Below are 21,072 nucleotides of genomic sequence, written 5' to 3'. Positions count from 1 at the left end.
AAACATAACACTAAAGAATACCTCACTACTTACTGTGCGTATCTGGCGTCACCTCCTCGCGAGTTTAGCTCTGTCACTAACTCAACAAAATTATCTAGCAGTGCATTGGGTGATTGCGGTAACCACACCAAACCGATAGGCCAATGGGCATACTCCCCTTCCAATGGAATAAAACGCACATGTGGATTGCTGATCGCTTGAGCGCTTTGAGGAACAATGGTAAATCCCAGTCGCGCGGAGACTAATGCGAGTAGCGTTAAGATGTCATCCGCTTCTTGGGCAATGGTTAACTCCTGTTGATTAGCTGCGAGGTAGCCCTCTATTTGTCGGCTGAGCCCTGGGCCTCGATTAGTCGCCAATTTTAAATAGTTATGCCGAGCTAACGAATGCCAAAGCTCTTGCTCGTCAATGTCTTCATCTCGATGAATGGCGACCACCAATTGATCATCAAACAGAGGTAAGGTTTTGAACTGACTATCGCTCGCAATGCGATTGAAGCTTACATCGAGCTCACAACTTTGCAGTTGGTCTAGTTGGGTTTGGGAAGGAATGTCGTTCAGCACAATATTGACGTCGGGATAGCGCTGTTTATATGCAGCCACAAAACGAGGCGCCTCATGGTAGGTTGAAACTCCAAAGCCGATTTTCAAACTTCCATACAACCCAGAAGATACTCGCTGCGACAGGGTGTCGAACTGCTCAAATTGACGCAGCAGACGTTGAGCCTCGGGCAACAGCGACTGACCTGCAGCGGTCAAACGCGCACCATGGCGACCACGCTCAAATAGTGGAGCACCCACTTTGGTTTCTAAACGTTGAATTTTCTTGGTAATGGCAGGTTGCGTGAGAAACAGCCTCTCCGATGCCAAGCGGTAGTTTTGGCTCTCAGCCAAAATGCAGAATGTTTTGAGCAACTCAACTTCCATTCCAAACCCTTATTGAACAGATAATTTATTTCATTATATGGAATGAAATAGTTTTCTTAAACTCACAACCAGTTTTTATCAAGTAAGGAATCTCCGTGGAAAAGTTACGTGTCGCATCCGTTCAATTTAATCATCACCCTGGGGATAAAGCGTATAATCTTGCTGTGATTGAGCACTATGTAAAAAGCGCTCAAGCACAAGGGGTTGAGCTTATCTGCTTCCCAGAAATGTGTATTTCAGGCTACTGGCATGTTTCTAAACTGAACCGAGAGCAAATCGTTCAACTTGCTGAACCTATTCCGGCAGGCAGTTCTAGCCAGCAGATTTTGTCACTTTCCAAGCAAACGGGGATCAACATTGGTGTCGGGTTGATTGAAATTGATGAGCAAGGCTGTCTCTACAATACCTTTATCCTAGCGATGCCGAACGGCAACATCACCAAGCACCGAAAACTGCATACCTTTGTCAGCCCGCACATGAGTAGTGGCGACCAATACACAGTGGTTGAAACCCCGCAAGGTTGGCGAGTTGGCATATTGATCTGTTGGGATAACAACTTAGTTGAGAACGTAAGGATGACAGCACTCAAAGGCGCAGACGTTCTGCTTGCCCCTCACCAGACAGGAGGTTGCCATTCACGTAGCCCGAACGCGATGGGAAGGATCGACCCGCAGCTTTGGCTTAACCGACATAAAGACCCGGAAACCATCCGAACTGAAATGCAGGGGCGAAAAGGACGCGCTTGGCTAATGCGTTGGCTGCCTGCCCGAGCGCACGACAATGGACTGTTTCTGATATTTAGCAATGGTGTTGGCGTTGATATGGATGAAGTGAGGACAGGCAATGCGATGATCCTAAACCCTTACGGTGAAACCATGGTTGAAACTGACGCGATAGACAACGCGATGATCATTGCCGACCTTGATCCCAAAGAGCTTGATATGTGTACAGGTAGGCGTTGGATAAGGGGGCGCAGACCAGAGCTTTATCGTGAGCTTACCGAGCGACAAGGCTATGAGCTCGACCCTTATCATGCCCGGTTTAACGAAAAATAGTTCACCGCTATCTGACCTTAGAGCTAGCCTCTAAGGTCACTTAACGATTGGGATCTGAAAAGAGAAAGTGACGCCGCCCACTTCTGTCAGCTCTATATAACGTATCATTTCGACGAAAAAGCCGTCTTCATCAATCTCAAGCTGCTTTTTCAGCGCGATATCAAACAAAGCTTCAAGAGCGGCACTGTAACCAGCGTCAGAGACTAGGTAAACATCACTGCATAAGTAGTAACCTTCAGGCAGAATAAAGTCATACTTTTGTTCTTCAACTTGCCAGTCGCCAATATAGGTATCGATTTGATCCCAGCTTTGCTCTAGTTGATTAACCGGGGTGGCTCCCATCAAACGAACCGATTTCTCACCATAGATTTCCATCACGCTGTCCCAATCTGGGTCAACCATAGACAGCTTTTTCATCCCCCGCTTCGGATACCAGATCAGCTCTGTTGGTATAGACTGAGCCAATTCGTTTTCTAGAGGGATATCTTTCCCCGGATGGCCGAGTTGACGGATAAATGCAGCAGATTCTCGCGGCGTTAATTCACAACCCATTTTACGTACTTGCTTAGCCGTCACACCAAGCTCTCGCTTAAGCGCTTTACCCAGAGCTTGAGAAGAAGAAAACCCACAATATTGAGCAATCTCTGTCACACTCCAAGGATCATTGTTCATCAGTAAGCTAACCGACACCTGCAACCTTAAACGACTTAAGTATTGCCCGGGGGTTTCGTTAAACAGCTCGGTAAATTGACGGTGAAAATGATAGGGAGAAATCGCACTGGCCGTCGCGATTTGCTCCCAAGTTCTGTGCTCATCAAGTTCTTTATGCATTAAATACAAGGCGTGTGAAAATCGCTTACGCAGATGCTCAGGCAGCGGCTCTAGCAAGGCTATCTCGGGAACCAGCAAGAAGGGCTGCTTTTCATTTTCTGCCATCGCACTCGGTCCTTTTAGATCAATAAAATCACTATCGCCCGCTTGTTCGATTAAATCAAATACCTTGCTCATTGCACTGCATCCATCACCAGTTGTTCTTGCGTCTGTTTAGCCTGCTTACGACTAGTCAGTCCGAGTAGTATCGGTATCAATAATAAAGTAACCGCTGTAGCAAATAACTCGCCAAACACCAATGATACTGCGGCAGGTTTAAGGTATTGGGCTTGTTCTGCCGTCTCACTCAACAATGGCAGCAAGCCGCAAACCGTCGTAATCGTGGTCAAGAAAATAGCTCTCAGGCGACTCGTACCTGCTGTCACCAATGCTTGCTTAAGAGGCATTCCATCACGGTATTCATGATTGAAACGAGTAATCAAAACCAATGAATCGTTAATCACGATCCCTGTCATCGCCATCATGCCGAACATAGATAACAGACTGATGGGCAAATCCATAATGTAGTGGCCAAATATCGCCCCAGCAAAACCAAAAGGAATAACTGCCATAATGATAAACGGTTGCCAATAAGACTTAAGAGGAACCGCTAACAAGATGTAAATCAATAAGATGGTCAGAATCATTGCCGATTTAAATCCATCGGAGACTTCACTGATCTCCTCAAACTCTCCACCCGCTTTTATTTTCACGCCAGGGTATTGAAGTTCAAGTTGTTCAATCCGTTTTGTCAGTTGAGTCATAGTCTGCTCGGGAGCCTGTATGTCGCGATTTTGCTTCCAATAGAGATTCACCACCTGCTCTCGGTTTCTACGATACAAGATCTGAGGTTGCTGCTCATGCTGAAACTCAGCGATATCGCCTAACAGAACGGTTTTTCCGCCTGCTAACATCACCTGTGATTGCTCTAACTGCGCCAAGGTCTTACGCGCATCCCTTGGGTATTTAAGCAATACTTTCGTTTCTTGGCCTTGTTCTAAAAGACGGTGAATTTCACGCTCGCCATAGGCCTCACCCGCCAGTTTAGCCAATTTGTCCTGCGTTAAGCCAAGCTGGTGACCAAACTCATTAAGCACCAAGCGAACCTGTGGCTGTCCGCCTTTACCATCATCGAATACATCGGCAACACCCGGTAGCACTGACAAGGCATCACCCAATTCAATCGCCACGCGTTTTGCTAGCTCTCTATCGCGAGATGATATAGAAATAAAGGTTCCACCAGCAGGCGCTTCTGCAGCACTAAACTCAACAGAGTAAGCCCCTTCAATCGCGCCTACTTGTTGTCGCCAACTGTCAGTCAATAGGTTGCCAGGGAGTATGCTAAGAGACTCACTAGTCAACTCTGCCGTTACCTCAATCTCGCCATATCCATCAGACCATGCTAACAGGTTAACGATCGGTGGTTTGCTAAGTGAGTAATCGGCTTGAAGATGTTGCTCGACAGTGAGCATTGACTGCTCAATCTTATCCAATGCTTGCTTTTGCAAAGGTAGCGGAGCACCATCTTCCAACGCCACTTTCGCGGTAATGTAACGCCCCGGAATTTCAGGAAAAATCGCACTGCGAATCGTTCCAGTCGACCACATTCCGTAAGCCAACACGATCATGGCGATAAAGCCCATCAAACTAGCAAGTTTGTATTCCAGTACTGCCTCAAGCGCAGGTTTATAAACACGTTGATTAAACCAAGTCAGCCCGCCTTGTGCAGTGGATTGAATCTTAGCGATTATCCCCTTTCCTTGTTTATGCGTAGAGAGCTGCGCCAAATGCGATGGCAAAATAAACTTACTTTCAATCAAAGAGAAAATTAGCGCGAAAATCACCACTGCCGAAAAACCAGCCAGTATTTTGGCAAAGTCATTATTGATCCACAGCATAGGAGAGAACGCGGCTATGGTGGTCAAGACGCCAAAGACAGTCGCCACAGACACAGAGTGGACACCATGCCACGCCGCTTCTTTGCCACTCTTGTATTGAGAGCGCTTTTCATGAATGGCTTCACCGACAACAACGGCATCATCAACCAAAATACCCAACACTAAGATAAAGCCAAATAGCGTAATATCGTTGATGCTGTAATTGGCAATTTGCATTGCACCTAACGTACCTGCTAGCGCAACTGGGATCCCAACCGCGACCCAAAAAGCCAGTTTAAGCTCTAAAAAGATTCCCAGTAAAACGACGACAATCAATAGACCTTGCCATGCATTATCCCCGAGTCGAAATAGCTGCTCCTCGATATAAGGCGCCATATCAGCCATCACATTGAGCTCGATATCGTTAGGTAGAATTCGCTGTTGCTCAGCTAACGTCTCTTCAATCGCTGAGCTCACTTTAAGTAGATTATCGGTTTGGCTAGTGCTGACCAACAAAGCAATGGCATTAGAACCATTGTTTCTTACGATTGCGCCGCTTGTTTCGTAATCTCTAGTGAGTGTGGCTATATCGCCCAGATAAACCGTACCTGATGGCCTAGACACCACTACTAGTTGCTTTAGTTTCTGTAAGTCGTCGGCATAACCGTCACCACGAATCACCATTCTTCCTTTATCACTGACTAACTCGCCCGTTCGTGACTCCAGTGACATTTGGTTAATCGTGTTGGCAAGATTATCCAAGGTCATGCCGAGTTTTTTTAACTCTGCAGGACGAGGCTCAATAATCAACTGAGGAGCACGTGAGCCCCAGTTACTGACTTTTGAGATCCGTGAATTACTCTTTAATGCTTGCTCGACTTGGCGCGCGATTGGCTGAAGCTGCTCATCACTGCGGTCACCCGACACCACGACGAAAGCCGCTAAATTAGTAAACTCATTGCGCACCACTTGTGGTCTTTCTGCTTGAGCAGGAAAACCATTAATGGCATTGACGCGATTACGTACGTCATCCAAGAGTTTGTTCAAATCCGTGCTACTGGTTTTGCGCACCACAACACTCGACTGACCCGCGCTAGATTGACTGGTGATCTGGTTGATTCCTGCAATACCACTGATGGACTCTTCGATACGCTGAGTGATGCTTTCGTCTATTTGCTTAGCGCTTCCACCGGGATAAGCCACTGTAATAGATATAGAAGATGGAGCAATCTGCGGAAATGACTCAACGCGTAACTGTCCAAATGCCATCACGCCACTTGCGATGATGGCTAGCATCAGCAAGTTAGCGCCGACCGAGTTGTTAATAAACCACTTGGTTAACCAGTTCATTATTCACTCCTCAATTTGGCCGTCATTTCAGTCATGATGTGAGGTGCCATTTGCTTACCAACCAACATCGAAATCAAAGGATAAACCACCACTCGACGAGACTGATCACTCTGCTTGTCAAAACGAACGAACACTTGATCTTGCTGCTGACCAACCAGCGTTACCCACTCTTTCCGTAATCTATCTTGGTTATCTAAAGTCCAAACAAAGCCATCACGTGTTAAGGCGCTAAGCGGCAAGGTCACAATGCTCTGCTGATTACCTAAACTCACGTCAACTTTAACTTGCTGATTAGGCAACAACTTTTCCTTTTCTGCATAAGGCTCGCTGACTGCTAGCACCACCTGACGTTGACGAGTGTTGGCATCGGCTTGAGGGGCAACATAGCGAACCTTAGCAGGCCAATGCTGCCCTGCTCTGTTTGATACCGATATTTCTGGTTTGCTCAACGCGCCTTGTACTTTCTGCCAGTGGAGATCTGAGACGGGCAGCGCCACATCAACTGAATCGCTCGCCGCTAACTCAAACAGCACTTGTCCTGACTCTAACCACTCGCCCGGGCTAATCATGCGTCGTAATATAATCGCGTCAAATGGTGCCACTATATTGGCTTCACTTAGTAGCTTGTTGGCGCTCTGCAGCGCTTGCTGTGCTCTGTCTAACTCCGCTTTCGCTGCCGCCACTTGCGGCTCTCTGCGTGCAAAAGGTGAGCTGGTTTTAGCTGACAACATTTTCAAAGCCACTGTCTGTTCGTGTTTCGCCTGCTTGAGGTTAAGCTCAGCTTGCGTTACTTGGCTTTTCGCTTGCGCCAAATTTGACGCTAACGCACTGGTCTCTAGCTTGGCGAGAATATCCCCTTTCGCCACCGTCACCCCCGGCTCTAATTGAGAATCTAACCAAGCGAGTTGAGCGGTGCTCGACGCTTTAAGTTGAATCGGCCACCTTGCTGTTGTGGTGGCAAGTAAAGTCAAAGACGATTTATGAGCTTGCGGCATCACCTCAATAATTGAAACTGGTGCTTTCTGCTCCGCCTTCTCTTTAATCGGAGTCGGCTGCGGCTCTAAGTAATCAACCAAAACCAAGGCAGCGAAGATAGCGCTTACGCCTAACGCGACAGCGAAGATAGATTTAACCTTCATAAGAAATCTCCTGTTGGTTAGGGGTTTCGGCCTCAGCCTTTGATGAAACATTAAGACGTTGAGTAATCTCTGCTAATCGAGACAACGTTTGGAGTGTGATAGGCAAAACGATCGCAGCCTGTACAAATTCAATAGAGTAAGTAACGATGGAAAACACCGTTCCAACGCTTGGCTCGACCAACACACTGACCATCCATAAATTGATCAGCACCGCACTTAGTAAGACAATAAAAATCAATCCATAAGCTATAGCTTCGGTATCAGACAATTTTATTTCACAACTCATAAGGCGTTTGAAATGCCCGCGTATGGTAGCAAACCTGCCGCTGTTCAACGCCGTAACCTGAAGTTCAAGCTGATCGTTTAGCGCACCATTTAAGCGAGTGAAAGTGCCATGAAACAAGCCGTATATAATCAAGATGCAGATACCCGACGCCAAGACACTCAGAGCAAGATATAGGTGGAATGCAGCGAGGATAACAACGGTAGCAACAAGCTGTACCACTGCCGTCATTAACGCCGGCAAATCATCTTCTAAGAAGTCCACCAGCTCACGAGACATGGTTAAGCGCGCACTACGCACTGACACTGGCGCGTGTTCTAAGTTACGCTCAACCAATCTGGCTAACTTAAAGCGAATACGGCCATAAACTCGGGTATCATAAAAACGACGCAGAACACCAACAGCTACGACGAACAGCAGCAGAAAAGCAAAGTGAACTAAGGGTTGCATGTCATGATTTAATACACCATCAATCGCGTAGCCTATCGCGAGTGGCAGTAATATCAGCATCACGTTTTCCACCAGCACCATGAACCAAGTAAGCGCTACTTTGAAGGGCTCTAAGCCAATGGTGGATTGAAGTGTTACTTGGAAGCGGTCAGACATCATTGTTCCTGTGAATGAATTTGGCGTTAGTATTGCCAATTCATCTCAAGAAAGAGTGTCCCAGATTGCTGTTTTGATCATTTGAGCACACCACCCAAAACGCAACACAAAACCAACACACCCTTTTACAAATGGCTTGTAAATGGCTCTTTTTTGCCTTTAAATCAAAGCTATGACTTTAACGGCGACGCTAAGACCACTCACCCTACTTTTTATCAGCTCGTTTTTGCTGATGAGCAGTCATGGCTTAAGTGGCATCCTCCTTCCTGTGAAACTAGCCGATGAGCAAGTCGGAGTGCAATCAATTGGTTTTGTACTTTCGATGTACTCTGTCGGTTTTCTGCTTGGCGCTATAATTGGTAAGCGAGTACTGCGTCAAATTGGCTTAGTCAGAACCTTTGCCATGTGTGGTAGCTTAGGTGCTAGCGCCATCTTGATCATGGGGCTTAGCTCAGAGATTTGGCTTTGGGCCATTATGCGTGCTGTGATGGGGTTTTGTATCGCTTGTGCTACCGCAACACTAGATACATGGTTCAACAGCGTGTCGACCGAGTCTAATCGTGGCAAGATCTTAGCCGTCAACCAGGTGGTGATCTTGAGTGCGATAACCTTGGGTCAATTTGGCTTAGCCCTAGCGCCACCCAGTGAAACCACGCTGTTTATTCTATGTGGGGTGCTTTTTAGTATTTCGGTCTCACCTGTTGTGTTCGTTTCTCACTTTGAGCCACAAATAGAGCAGACCGAATCTATCCCATTGAAGGATATCTATACTTTGTCACCACTGGGTTTTATGACCTGTTTCGTGTGTGGCATTCTCTATTCAACCATCGCTAACATGTTACCTGTCTATGCTGACAGGCAAGGTATCACGGGATTTGAGTTATCCGTATTTATGGGGGCAGCGACAGCAGGCGGGATTCTGTTGCAACTGCCAATGGGTTATTTGTCGGATATATTTGAACGCAGAAAAGTGATCTTAGCAGGCTGTTTCGTGCTCGCTATTGCCAGCTTTTCTTTACCCGTCTCAATGCAATATCAATGGCAAATCGCACCACTTATCTTGGTCGCAATGACGATGGGATTAATCGCTTGCTTGTATCCACTTAGTATTTCAGAAACCTTTGATCGTGCGCTAAAGGCTCAACTAGTTCCTGTTTTATCAGGTTTACTGTGTGTCTATGCCATTGGTTCAATTATAGGCCCATTCTCTGCGGCTATGATCATGGAAAGGTTTGAAGACAGCGCACTGTTCGGTTTTTTGATATTTGTCGATCTTGGCTTAATCGTGTTTACCGTCTACCGAATGTCGGTCAGACAAGCACTTCCTGTTGAAGAGCAAGAAAGCTTTGTCATGCATACCCCAGCTTCAATCCATGAAGACCTCGATCCACGTACCGAGTATCAAGATTATTCATTGTATGTGGATGAAGCTTGGGAACAAGTTGAGTCATTGGCAAAAGAGCACCCGAGTAAAGCAATCGCATTGATTCGTGGACTCTCAAACCAAAACCCTGAATGGGCTGCCTCTTTAGCAGAAAAAGCCGCACAGCTTGATAACATAGATACGGTGGTGCTGTTTCGCTCTCTTACCCTGACCAACCCAGACCTCTCGGTTGAAATCGCTAAAAAACTCGCGGAATCAGAGCCTGATCAGGTCGATGAGATCGTTGAATGGCTGATTGAGAAAGAACCAGAGAATACCATGCAGATCTTGGTGGCCATCAGTGATGCCATGGAAGAGCAACCAAACAACTTGGTTGAAACACTCGCAGAACAATCTCCGGAGAAGTTGGCCGAATTCAGTCAGGAACTAGTCGCCAATATGGTTGAAACCAACCAAAACCTACGGCTTGCAGACCGAGAGGAAAGTGATATTAATGAATCGGTCGAAGAGTTTATTAGTACGATTGCGGAATCTGCTCCCGAGCAAGTAGAAGAGATTACTCAGCTAGTTGAGCAATCTATTCAAGAACACGAAGAGCAGATCAACCCTGACACGCCATAGTTGTCGGGTTTACTTTATCAATCGAACCACTAGCGAACCCGGTGCACGAACCGATTCCACATTATGGCTGATCACAGTTCCGCTTGAAGGTGAGTAGTAAGTTTGTAATTCATCACCAAAGCTATTGTATTGCGTAGCGAGTTTTTGGTCTTGTTCGACACTTTCCAATAACTCAACATGACAAATCACAAAGCCACCTTGCTCTGCCCTCACACTGGTGATGGTATTTCCCTCAATGCATTGCTCTTGCGCCGTCTGTACTTCTCCTTCCAGCATCTCGTAAGAGCGCAGTACGTTCAACACGCCCAGCGTTGCTCTATCAACCATCTCTAGATCTGTGTAACGGCCAACCCCCACCTCGATCGTAATAGATGGAATGTCCGCTCGGTTATAGACAGTTTCAAGAATTCCAGGGTCACCGGGGTCATTAAGTATCACATCAGGGTTGATCAGCCTCGCCATCCGAATCGCATCATCAATTCGGTAATCAGCAAACGCATAAAGTGGATAAGCACTACCACTAGTTTGGGAATGAAGATCAATCGCTAAATCGGCATTTGGCTTGAGCAAATTTTCCCACAGGTTATAGGCATAGCGACTGGCATCATCGCCATTTGGGTTACCAGGGAATATACGATTAAGATTCGCCGATGAACTGTCTGGTGCCGCAGAGTGAAAATCGCGACTGTGGCGAGCAATGCCCGATAAGTTAACCGCCGGAACGATAGTAACGCAGCCAGAAATCGCTTTGCCCTCTAGCTCTCGGGCAAGCTTTTGCGCCGTTAAAATACCATTTTGCTCATCGCCATGTACACCCGCCGTAATCACAATGCGTTTTCCGGGCTTAGCCCCTTTAAACACTCTAACGGGCAAAGTTTGCGGATGACCAATCGCGTCTGTTGCCACCGCAAACCAGAATTTATGCTCTCCCGCCTCAAGCGCGTTGACGTCTAGCGCTTGAATAGTTGGGTACATAGGCACAATACATTCATTGAGTGGCTTGGTCATTTTATTCTCCACCTCCATACGGCCTCTAACAAGTTACACTTCATCAACCAGTTTTTGTAGTAAACGGACAATTTCATCACGTTCATGAGGTTCAAGAGCACTGAGAATGCTTTTGTTTATGCCAATAGGAATAGGAATTAACTCTTCTCTTAACGCTCGACCTTTCTCAGTTAAATAAATCCGAAAAGAGCGGCGGCTTTGCGGATCTGCTTGTCGCTCTACCAGACCGAGATTTTCTAACTTGTCGAGAGTTCGAGTCGTGGTCGAGTTCTCTACTTTAGACTTTTTAGCAATTTCTCTTTGCGTAACTCCCTCCTCTTCCCACAAGCACATTAAGGTCGGCCACAAGGCTATACTCAAACCACGTTTTTTTAGTTCAGCATCAAATGTCTTTGAAGCAAAGTTAGCAACTACGTTAATCAACCAGCCAAAACTCCGTTGTCTATCAAATTCTTCACTCATTTGCGATCTGCTCTGTCCCAAGGCAATTAGAATAAAACTAATACCATGGTAACTGAACTAGAAAGAACTAGCACTAATAATGCGCGCCATTGCGAGACTAGCAACACACTGCTCTCTTGATTTAGAAAGCGTTGCTGACCAGTTACCATTGCCCAAGTCAGTGGTTTGGAGCGCAACTTGTAGAACACAATTGCACCAACATGCAAAGCCACTAATGCAGGTAGGAGATTTGCCAACAGTAAGTGCGCACTTTCCAATAAAGAGAATACTGAATCCGTTAACCAAACTTCAGCATATGGCAAATTATCAAGCAACCCCGCCAAAGCCATTCCTGAAATACATTGAACAAGTAAAGCACAGAGCAAGGTTAGCACCATCCATCCTCCCGCTGGGTTATGACCTGGTCGCGATGACTCCCTACCCAATAGGTAGTTGAATACACTCTTTGGTGAACGCAGAAACTGCCTAAAACGGCTCGTTTCACTGCCAACAAATCCCCAAACTATCCGCCATATGATCAAGGTCGTAATAGCTAAACCCAACTGGACATGCGGACCATTACCGGAAAAACCACTCGCCAATAGCGCCATAAATAGTCCTGCTTGAGCCCAATGATATAAACGTGTTGATAGATCCCATACTTTCATTTGATGCCTCTTCAATTGTTTGGTTATTTATTTCATTTGCATTAATTTACATAGCAATAGTTGCAATTGCAACTATTGCCGTGTAAATTAAACCCCAACAACACGCCATGATCGAAAATGATCAAACGATAAGAAGAGACGACCAATATGAACAAAGTCATTGTCAGCCTACTGTGCTCAGCCCCACTACTGGTTAACGCGCAAGACTACTCGCAGCAAATTGAACAAAGGCAGCATGTTTTTGAGCAAGTAGAAGCACTCGTTAAGAGTGCAAGCCGCACCCTAGATGGTTCAAATACGGAGTGGGGTAAGCTTGGTTCTACCAGTTCACAGTTGAAAAACCATAGCCAAAGCCTATTAGCTCTGTTTCCAACTGGCAGCCAACAAGGCAGTAAAGCGAAAGAGAGTGTATGGAGCAAACCCGAGAAATTTAATCAACTGTTGCTGCAAATGGATAAAGGCTTTGAACAGCTTTATCAGGCCAGTCAGCAACAAAGCCTATCCCTTGCTGAGTCTAGCTTAGACTCCGCGCAAAAAACCTGTAAAAGCTGCCACCGAAGCTACCGCTCCCGCTGGTAATCAACCACAAACGATAACTTATCCAAATTACATAGAGGAACATGACATGAAAGCATTAACTACCGCAGCACTCATCACATCACTTTTCGCTTCAACTTTTACAATCGCGGCAGACTTCGGTGTCTCACTCGAATGGAACACCGACAATGCAGAAGAAGTTCTTAACACCATGCCAGAGCAAAAAGCAGCCTTTGGCAAACTCGTGGAACAAGGCGAAATCAAAGATATGTTCGTGTCTCGTAGCCAGATTGATAACCGCTCCGTACAGATGCTGCGCTTTGTTATCGAAGCAGACAACCCTGCACAAGTAGAACAAAAACTTAAGGATTTACCACTCTACAAAAAGGAGCTGGTCAAAATAGCAAACATTCAGCCTATGGGTTCAAAATGGTTAGACAATACACCTGTTTACAACAACTATGGAGTAACAATCACATGGAAAAAAGGGATAGAAGCACTAGAGATGGATCGTGTACTAGGCATCGACTTGCAACGTGTGATCAGTCTAAATCAGGCGGGGCTCGTCACGTCATCTTACCTAGATACGCAAGAGCTTAACGACGGAATCGTACGCCCGATTTACTCAGTCGCCTTTCTTGCCAAAGATGCGAAGCATGCACAAGAACTAAGTAAACAGTTTGAAGCAGTTATGCTTGGCTACGCGACAATTCAGGTTCAGCACTTGGGCCACAAGCTTGATTTAAAACGCTAAATCAGTGATTTAAATCCAGCGATTCCATATATGAAAATTAAATTTATTAATTTTATCAACGAATTAGGAACTATCATGTATGTGGGAGGGATTCTTTCTCACATCGTGATTGGTGCAACACTAGGTCATGAAAGCCCGATAACGGCTTATCATGTGGGAATATATAAGGAGTTAAGTGCATATATTCTAATACTACCTGGGCTAGGGCTGAAGGTGCTTGCAGACCTGTACCTTTACCGCCAATTCGATTACAAGCCAAATTGGTTAAGAATAAAACTATTACTTTTAAGCTTTCTCGCAGTCAACGCGTTTGTATTCTTAGTCCCAATGATGCCGGAAATGGTCGAACTAGCTAAAGCTTCACTCAACAAAGGTACTCTCGATCCAGAGTATTTTGAAAAAGCTAAAATCGAGCAGCTTATAGGTATATCGAACGCTATACCATTATTCTTAGAGTTAGTGCTTGGTTCCTTCAAACCTAAGTTGTTTGGTGAACGCCCCAAGCCAACGTTCACTGATTGACGTAGAAAGTCGGGTCTTTATTGACCCGATTTTTAACTCTCTTTAGTTGAGGTAACAATGACGCTAAATAGAATCAGCGCTCCACCCATTACTTGGATCATGCTCAACGACTCTTGTAGCCACACCATGGCAAACATTGCGCCAAATAAAGGTTCACTGCCCATAAGCAAAGAGACTCTTGTTGGAGAAGTTCTACGTACCGCGTAGTTTTGGACATAGAAAGCAAACAGCGTGCAAAACAGAACCAGATAGGCAAGGATAATCCAAAACTCAGCGCTGGTTGGAATAACAAACTCTGAAACAGGGAGATAAGTCGTGGCGGCGATAATTGCTACACTTGCTACCACTAAAGATTGAAGTGACGTTAGCGTGGTGGTGGTGATCTCTTTTCCTTCTGTAAAGCGCTTGGTCATTGTTACCATTAATGCTCTGAGCAATGCTGCCCCTAGGATAAAATAGTCACCTGTATTGAGTGACAATTCGATACCTTGATCGCTTGTCAGAAGTAATACCCCGACTACGCTACAAAAAGTTAAGCCCCACAAAGTATTACTGACCCGTTTCTTGTTAATGATCAACTCGGCAAAGGCCGTCAGGATCACAGATAGACTGATCAAAAACGCCGCATTTGATGCTGAGGTTTGAGAAACCCCGAACACTTCGCAGAAAAAAATCGCCGATAGGATAAAACCGGTCGGTATGGCAATCTTCCAGTCTTTATTGAGCCCGCGGCGAAAGTCTCGAATCACTACAGGTAGCATACATAGAAAAGTGATCGAGAAACGAATCGAAATGAAAACTAAAACGCTAGTGTAAACAAGAGCACTCTTGGTCAGTCCATAACTTGTGCCCCAAAAAACTGCGACGAGTAGCAACAATGATTCGGTTAACGGAAACTTAAAACTCCCTTTTTTTAATTGACCCGTAGCCGTTGTCATCTTATTCCTCCATTTTTGTAAAAGCGATAACGAGTACATCCCTGTACGCGCATTTATCTAAACTGTTTGGTGTGATGGCGGTAACCTCATGCATGGTTTTTTCATCATTGGCTAACACCACATCAAATGTTTTATCCAGCGTCAGGGATTCCAAAGTATTCCCCTTGTCGTCTGTGATCGTAGTTTCACCGCCAGACACATTGATCTTATTGATCATCAGTGACGCTATATAGGTCACGCCGTCACGATGCAAACCTTCTGGAGTTGGCTCGCCTTGTTCAGCTTCATCAGCGATGATCCGATAAGGATGTAAGCGAATGTTCCAATCCGTTGCCTGTTCTTCTGCCAAGTCATACACATCGCTTAGCAACAGCAAAAGTCTCTCTAGAATTGGTGATGTGACAAAACGATCCGTTAAAGGCTCAAAGTGACGCTCAATGTCTCCATTCAATGAATTGATATAAGAAGGCTGAACATAAGACTCATGGGGCAGCATTGAAATCTGCTTACCACCTTTTGCTTTTAAGAACTGACCATAACGTCGATAGCGATACGCCCCACCATCTGCCATATAGCGATCACGCTCTAGGTGGTTCCAGCAGTTTCTAAATCGAATCACCTCATCTACATTGGTTGTCAGCAGATTAGTCATCTGCTTACCACTGACAAAAACATAACTATTTTGACTGAGTATCTGAGCAATAACCGAAGCATGACGTTCGATAGGTTTCTTCACTATTTCCATTTAAGCCACCTCGCAACTACGCCGTTTGTTGCTGTTTTTTTAATGATGCAGGGGTGAGTGCGCGCAAACTTCTTTTATGAGCGGTTTGCACTTCCCATGCATCTCTATCACGAAGATACTTAGGTTCATCTGCAATTATGCTAGTCGCTAAAATATTGCCTCGTGATAGTGAGAATAAAACACTGCCAGAGACATGCTCGGCAGTGTGAGCGATGAACGCATAGCTCGAACTCTGCAACATGCTTCCCCAACGGCCTTCAACCGCTTCTTGGGTCCACATTTCATTGTGCATCGCTTTTGCTTTGAGAACATCGGTAGGTAAAGTTGCTGTTTCCAACAACTTATATGCTTTCATAAGGATGTGAGCAGCGGGTGCTTCGCGCACCTCTAAGACTTTCTCATCCTCATCTAGGTGGTCGAAACCTACATATCGACCGATTTCATACGCGCCAACGTGGTTGTTAATGAAAGCAATTAACTCTTTAAGGTTCATCGGTAAATCGTTGATTGTTACCGGATATCCCTTACGAAATCCTATTCTTACTTGATGGCTGTCAAGCTGCTTCGCTGGATTCCATTTTGACCAGCTAAACAGAGATTCTGAAACAGTAAATGATTCTGGGTCATCCAAAACGCCAGACTCAAATTCACGGCACCAAAGATTGGCATCACCGCTGACATTGCGAGATTTAAATCCAACTAAACCGGAATGGAATAGCGCTGCGGTTTTCTCTTCTCGGGTCAGTGCTGAGTATTCATAGGGTGAGCCGTAATATCCCTGATAGCCACTCGCCTCAATTGCGCCATTGAGGCGTCTGAGGCTATTTTGAGATTGATTAGCGGTGTGGATGATAGCTTCACATTTGAGCTTTTGTGCCACTTGCACCGCCTTTTTGACGATGATTGGACGTGACAATGAAGAACTGACAGGGTAATCGCCAAGATAGAGGGCCTGTGCTTGTATTGCAGAAACCAAACTGTGCTCAACAAACTCTTGCTTGGCATCTAAGATCAATAGATCCACACTATAATGATCGGCAATCAGCTGTAAATTTGACTCATCAATACCTTCCCCGAGATCAACCACCAATGCGGTCACCTTCACTTTTTGTTCTTTAAGTATCTCGAGGAGGTATGTGCTATCTAAACCACCGCTAAACAGAGTTAAAACATGTTTAACCGTACTAGAGATGGTACGAATATCTTCAATACTTCTTAACTTCTTCACGATGTCCTTTCCGCTTTCCTTGCTGTCAATTGACTTAATTAGTATCCATAAGTAACTTTAACGAAACAATACTGCAAATATGCAAAGGATTTTTGCGCCATGGACACAAATCGGCTTATTCCACTGTTATCTGAGATGGCAATCTTCGTCAACGTCGTCGACTCTGGTAGTTTTTCAAACACGGCAAAAAAACTCGGGGTTTCACCTTCATCGGTCAGCCGTTCGATAACCCGTTTAGAAAATGCATTAGAGGAAAAACTACTCGAAAGAACAACACGACAGATGCGGTTAAGCTCAACAGGACAAGAGGTCTATAGCCTGTGTAGCGATATGATTAACTCAGCTAAAATGGCAGTCTCAGCCGCTCAGGCCGATAAAACCGAGGTGTCTGGTGTACTACGCGTCGCGGCGCCCAAAGCCCTCTCTAGGCAAGTTCTCATGCCGATGATTCTCGACTTTATTGATGCCTTCCCTAACGTCGCGCTACAGCTTAAAGTCGCCGACCACTATATCGACCCCATTGGCGATGAAGTCGATGTAATCATTCATATCACTGACAAGCCAACTGAAGGGTTAATAGCAAAGACGCTAACTCAATGCCGCTTAGTGATGTGCGCTAACCCTGACTATCTTGAGCAACACGGTTTCCCCATCCACCCGGAAGATATTTCATCCCACAACTGCCTTTGCCTTGGAGAAAATCCTCGCGATCGAGTGTGGGACTTTACCAATAATCATAAGAAAGTGTCGATTAACGTCAATGGCTCATTTGCCGTAAATCATAGCGAAATTCGTCGTGAGGCTGTGTTGTGCGGAGTAGGTATTTCCGTATTTCCAGAATTTGCAATTCAAGATTATGTTGAATCGGGAGAGGTGATTGAGATTCTTCAAGATTGGCATGTAGGAGGCAATTACCAAGGTAAGGTCATTGCTCAATATGCTCAGTCAAAGTTTATCCCTGGGCAGATAAAAACCTTTGTCGATTATATTCAAGACAGGTTCAGTCAGTTATGAAAAAGCGGAGGTTTCCCCTCCGCTTGTTCTATTTGATCAGTGTTTGCTATTTCATCTGCGCTTCTAAATGACTAACCAAATGTTCTGCGAGTTGATGACTAGCAATATTGCGACTTATCGTTTCAATAGCAAGCTTGCCAGCTTTGACTACATCAAGCCAATCTTGAATCATGCAATCAAACCCTTTGCTAGCAAGCATTGGCGTCCAATCTTTCAGCACGAGTTTTGATTCTTGGCTTTGTTGCCAAGCTCGCCCCTCAACAAAAGAGTCAAACTCCAACGCTTTGTTTGCATAGGTCGCTGACACTCTCTCTTTGGTCACACCAAATTGTCTATTCATCGATGCATGCAGCAGCGTTGAATCCGTTTGCCATTGTACATCGACCCGAGCAAGCTGACGCTGCTCAAACTGCGCAGTCACATAGACATCGTCCAGAGTTGCTTGTGCGTTTAGGTTTACGCTATCTAGAGGATGAATGAAGTCATCAAACACAAAGGTGCGAATATCACCCGGTTGATTGAATCTGTGTTTCTCCCACCTTAGGGAAGTAAGGTCGCCAACCGCCCCTTGATCAAGTTCCTTGATATGCTCGTTATACAAGAGAATATGACGGCGATTAAAACCGACATACAGTGGCTGGTTGTGCTTTTCAGCCAGTTCATACAGAAACTCAACATCCTGTGCACTGTCAGCTAGCGGTTTATCGACAAAAGTGGGAATCCCTTGCTTGAGAAAATAAGCGGCAATCTCACGATGAGCGGAGGTAGCAGCATGAATCATCACCGCATCAGGAGCAAAAGCTAAAAGCTGTTGGTAGTCTTGGCACTGCTTTTCAACCCGATACTGTTGACCGAGGCTAGCTAAAGTTTCAGGATTGCGCGTACAAAAGATTGGCTCAACATCAGCGCGTTGACAAATCACTGGCAAATACGCTTTTTGCGCAATATCACCCAATCCAATAATGGCTACTTTCATCTTTTACACTAGCTCCATTTTAAAATTCGAACTTCATTACCCTCTTCAGGTAATCTCGAAATATTGAGAGACAATAACAATGAAACCAACGCCATTCCGGCACCGATGTAGAATACATGCGTCAAATCCATTTCAAAGGCCTGTAGGCAACACCTAAAAAAGGGAGCCTCGGCCCCCTTCAACTATGTACCAATTAACGTCCACTCTAACGCCACAAATCAACCCTGATCATCGGCAAGAACAGAAAACACCCTAAATCACATAGACAGCACCTGCTTCAGGCCAAGAGCTATCACTCCAATCAAGAAGAGGATCCGATGGATGCATAGGAGCACCTATCGCAAGCTTGTGAGAGCCAGGTTTAAACTCAAGCGACTCACCGAAAGCTTCATCCACACCTGGCACGCTATCACCAGTAATGACTCCTTCATAAGCACGGTCTCTATCTCCATAATTCGTCAGGTGATATATATATACAGCGCCATCACCGTCACCTCCAAGCTCTAAAGTATCAGCATTTGTATGAAGACCAAAGCCACGCCAAGGAGCGTTTTCTGCTGTAACTGCAAGATAACCATCATCACTTAGAGCAATTCGCGAACCAAATCTTTGACCTTTGGAAGATTTAACAGGATCGATTGTATCAACCGCATTCTGGTACCAATAACCTCTTTGACTGTCATACCTATAAATTAGGACTTCATCAATACCTGGAGATCCCACAGCAAGTAAGTTGCCTGAACTATTCAATTTTACAATTTCACCAAATCCGCTTCCTTCGACCGCACTGACTCTTGGTAGAGTTAGCGTCGTTTCTAATCGCCACAAATCATCTGCATTTTTGGGGTTAGATGCTCTCCGATAAATATAGACAGCTCCACTATGCTTTATCTCACTAGAAGACTGTTTTCGAACTGAATCCATTGGAGCACCAACAACTAGCACTTCATCATTGGCGACTGATACACTGGCACCAAATCTGGCATCAGGAGACAAATCGCTAGGTTTTTGAATCCCCCCCTTCAGAGTTGAGCCACCAACTTTCATGTACTCAACTTTTCCACTACCATCATGTTGTGGAGAGCCATAAATGACCATTTCTCCATTATGTTCAGATATTGCAATTGCGGAGGCAAAGCCATTATTGTTTGCAAGGGTTCTATCAGGCATCAGATGGCCCTTAGGGGAAATTAAACCTACATGAAGTTCGGTAGTATCACCTGATGAAAATCGTCTAGTGCCTGCATAAATAATACCCCCTGATTGGTCAGTAATATCAGCGAGTATAGAGTCTGTACCATAACCAAGATTCGCGCCAACATTAAACTGATGAGTATATACATACTGACCGCTATCTTGTTGTTTATAAATATCTGCTAAATCGTCACCTGAATTGACCAGGAGATGTCCATCTAGCCACGTTAATGCTCGCCCAAAATGAGGGACATTCGTTTCGTTTCCATGAACAACATGTGTTTTTAGCTTAGTGACATACTGGTCTAAGTTTTGTAATTCAAATCTAGGTGTTTGTATAGGACATACTCCATTATCTTTACATCCGAGCAGTTCATACTGTGCTGTCATGCCGTCGATATCAACTAAGTCTAACTCAATATTTACTGAGGTACCTTTGATATTAGTAGCCACCACTTCACTGTTTAGATATTGATTGGTCACTCTGTAACGAAGTAATTTGTAATAACTAGCTCCATTTAATTTGTTCCATTCGAGTACAACGTCACCACTCTTGGGGCTAGCTTGAGTCACAGCAAGAGACTGAGAGCTCAAATCAGCTTGAGGAAGTGAGTTACTACCACTATCGCTACCACTACCACTACCACTACCACTACCACTACCGCAAGCAGATAGTCCAAGAGCAAGACAAACTGGCAATAATTTTTTTACCGTCATAATAAACCTTTTCGGCTGAATGATATGAGAACAGCAATATTTCGTTTAACTAGACTTCCTCTAAAGAGCTGTTTGAAAAGTTAAATAGAGGAAAAATAGGTGTTAAAACCAATACAGTTATTTGAATCTTATTTTTGCCGTGGATGTTACTCGCATGAAAAAAAGTCTCCAGACTCAATATCGAAACATTACATTGCAAAAACTCAACATCATTAACTT

19 protein-coding genes are annotated in these 21,072 nt (G+C 45.0%); 6 read left to right on the top strand and 13 right to left on the bottom strand.

Annotated features, from left to right (window positions below):
* Window positions 1-29 precede the first annotated feature (29 nt).
* Window positions 30-926: a LysR family transcriptional regulator gene (locus APB76_RS15400; protein ID WP_054961835.1), complete on the bottom strand. Its 897-nt coding sequence runs from the start codon at window positions 924-926 to the stop codon at window positions 30-32.
* Between the two features lie 95 nt (window positions 927-1,021).
* On the opposite strand from APB76_RS15400, the gene APB76_RS15395 reads away from it, so the two are divergent.
* Entirely contained in the window at window positions 1,022-1,981 is a 960-nt protein-coding gene (locus APB76_RS15395) for a nitrilase family protein (RefSeq protein WP_054961834.1), read from the top strand.
* A gap of 36 nt (window positions 1,982-2,017) precedes the next feature.
* Here APB76_RS15395 and APB76_RS15390 read toward each other — a convergent pair whose 3' ends face one another.
* From APB76_RS15390 to APB76_RS15375, 4 genes are read right to left on the bottom strand one after another with little or no spacing between them, the layout of a single operon-like run.
* Window positions 2,018-2,989: a helix-turn-helix domain-containing protein gene (locus APB76_RS15390; RefSeq protein ID WP_054961833.1), complete on the bottom strand. Its 972-nt coding sequence runs from the start codon at window positions 2,987-2,989 to the stop codon at window positions 2,018-2,020.
* Window positions 2,986-6,078 carry an efflux RND transporter permease subunit gene (locus APB76_RS15385; RefSeq protein ID WP_054961832.1) on the bottom strand — a complete coding sequence of 1,031 codons (3,093 nt, stop codon included), beginning with the start codon at window positions 6,076-6,078 and terminating at the stop codon, window positions 2,986-2,988. The genes APB76_RS15390 and APB76_RS15385 overlap by 4 nt, the downstream gene beginning before the upstream one ends.
* On the bottom strand, window positions 6,078-7,217 hold the full coding sequence (locus tag APB76_RS15380; RefSeq protein ID WP_054961831.1) for an efflux RND transporter periplasmic adaptor subunit: 1,140 nt from the start codon (window positions 7,215-7,217) through the stop codon (window positions 6,078-6,080). Before APB76_RS15380 ends, APB76_RS15385 begins: the two co-directional genes overlap by 1 nt.
* Window positions 7,207-8,106 carry an ABC transporter six-transmembrane domain-containing protein gene (locus APB76_RS15375; RefSeq protein WP_054961830.1) on the bottom strand — a complete coding sequence of 300 codons (900 nt, stop codon included), beginning with the start codon at window positions 8,104-8,106 and terminating at the stop codon, window positions 7,207-7,209. Before APB76_RS15375 ends, APB76_RS15380 begins: the two co-directional genes overlap by 11 nt.
* A gap of 172 nt (window positions 8,107-8,278) precedes the next feature.
* Between APB76_RS15375 and APB76_RS15370 the strand changes: the two genes are divergently transcribed.
* The gene (locus APB76_RS15370) at window positions 8,279-10,111 is read left to right on the top strand and encodes an MFS transporter (protein WP_054961829.1); all 1,833 of its coding nucleotides are present in this window, start codon (window positions 8,279-8,281) and stop codon (window positions 10,109-10,111) included.
* 9 nt (window positions 10,112-10,120) lie between these two features.
* Here the strand turns inward: APB76_RS15370 and APB76_RS15365 are convergent, their stop codons facing one another.
* The 3 genes from APB76_RS15365 to APB76_RS15355 are packed head-to-tail and all read right to left on the bottom strand — an operon-like array spanning window position 10,121 to window position 12,228.
* The gene (locus APB76_RS15365) at window positions 10,121-11,119 is read right to left on the bottom strand and encodes a succinylglutamate desuccinylase/aspartoacylase family protein (RefSeq protein WP_054961946.1); all 999 of its coding nucleotides are present in this window, start codon (window positions 11,117-11,119) and stop codon (window positions 10,121-10,123) included.
* A gap of 33 nt (window positions 11,120-11,152) precedes the next feature.
* Entirely contained in the window at window positions 11,153-11,581 is a 429-nt protein-coding gene (locus APB76_RS15360) for a MarR family winged helix-turn-helix transcriptional regulator (RefSeq protein ID WP_054961828.1), read from the bottom strand.
* Between the two features lie 26 nt (window positions 11,582-11,607).
* A complete protein-coding gene (locus APB76_RS15355) occupies window positions 11,608-12,228 on the bottom strand; it encodes a cytochrome b/b6 domain-containing protein (protein WP_054961827.1) in 621 nt (206 codons plus the stop codon).
* Between the two features lie 147 nt (window positions 12,229-12,375).
* On the opposite strand from APB76_RS15355, the gene APB76_RS15350 reads away from it, so the two are divergent.
* Genes APB76_RS15350 through APB76_RS15340 form a run of 3 tightly spaced genes read left to right on the top strand, consistent with a single transcriptional unit; the run spans window position 12,376 to window position 14,041 of the window.
* Window positions 12,376-12,807 (top strand): c-type cytochrome, encoded by a 432-nt coding sequence (locus APB76_RS15350; protein WP_054961826.1) that lies wholly within the window; start codon window positions 12,376-12,378, stop codon window positions 12,805-12,807.
* Window positions 12,808-12,853: 46 nt separating this feature from the next.
* Window positions 12,854-13,519, top strand: a complete 666-nt coding sequence (locus APB76_RS15345; RefSeq protein WP_054961825.1) for a PH domain-containing protein — start codon at window positions 12,854-12,856, stop codon at window positions 13,517-13,519.
* A gap of 30 nt (window positions 13,520-13,549) precedes the next feature.
* Window positions 13,550-14,041: a hypothetical protein gene (locus tag APB76_RS15340; protein ID WP_054961824.1), complete on the top strand. Its 492-nt coding sequence runs from the start codon at window positions 13,550-13,552 to the stop codon at window positions 14,039-14,041.
* A gap of 32 nt (window positions 14,042-14,073) precedes the next feature.
* On the opposite strand, the gene APB76_RS15335 is transcribed toward APB76_RS15340, so the two are convergent.
* Genes APB76_RS15335 through APB76_RS15325 form a run of 3 tightly spaced genes read right to left on the bottom strand, consistent with a single transcriptional unit; the run spans window position 14,074 to window position 16,952 of the window.
* A complete protein-coding gene (locus APB76_RS15335; RefSeq protein WP_054961823.1) occupies window positions 14,074-14,979 on the bottom strand; it encodes a DMT family transporter in 906 nt (301 codons plus the stop codon).
* Between the two features lies 1 nt (window position 14,980).
* Window positions 14,981-15,724 (bottom strand): 2OG-Fe dioxygenase family protein, encoded by a 744-nt coding sequence (locus APB76_RS15330; protein ID WP_054961822.1) that lies wholly within the window; start codon window positions 15,722-15,724, stop codon window positions 14,981-14,983.
* A gap of 16 nt (window positions 15,725-15,740) precedes the next feature.
* Window positions 15,741-16,952, bottom strand: a complete 1,212-nt coding sequence (locus APB76_RS15325) for an argininosuccinate synthase-related protein (RefSeq protein WP_054961821.1) — start codon at window positions 16,950-16,952, stop codon at window positions 15,741-15,743.
* Between the two features lie 99 nt (window positions 16,953-17,051).
* Here APB76_RS15325 and APB76_RS15320 point away from each other — a divergent pair, with 99 nt between their 5' ends.
* Window positions 17,052-17,966: a LysR family transcriptional regulator gene (locus APB76_RS15320; protein WP_049843395.1), complete on the top strand. Its 915-nt coding sequence runs from the start codon at window positions 17,052-17,054 to the stop codon at window positions 17,964-17,966.
* 46 nt (window positions 17,967-18,012) lie between these two features.
* On the opposite strand, the gene APB76_RS15315 is transcribed toward APB76_RS15320, so the two are convergent.
* Window positions 18,013-18,942: a Gfo/Idh/MocA family protein gene (locus APB76_RS15315; protein WP_054961820.1), complete on the bottom strand. Its 930-nt coding sequence runs from the start codon at window positions 18,940-18,942 to the stop codon at window positions 18,013-18,015.
* Between the two features lie 252 nt (window positions 18,943-19,194).
* Window positions 19,195-20,853 (bottom strand): hypothetical protein, encoded by a 1,659-nt coding sequence (locus APB76_RS15310; protein ID WP_054961819.1) that lies wholly within the window; start codon window positions 20,851-20,853, stop codon window positions 19,195-19,197.
* Between the last annotated feature and the right edge of the window lie 219 nt (window positions 20,854-21,072).

The organism is Vibrio bivalvicida (assembly GCF_001399455.2).
Lineage (GTDB): Bacteria > Pseudomonadota > Gammaproteobacteria > Enterobacterales > Vibrionaceae > Vibrio > Vibrio bivalvicida.
Note: the sequence above shows the minus strand (reverse complement) of the source record. Positions and strands in the feature narration are given on the sequence as shown.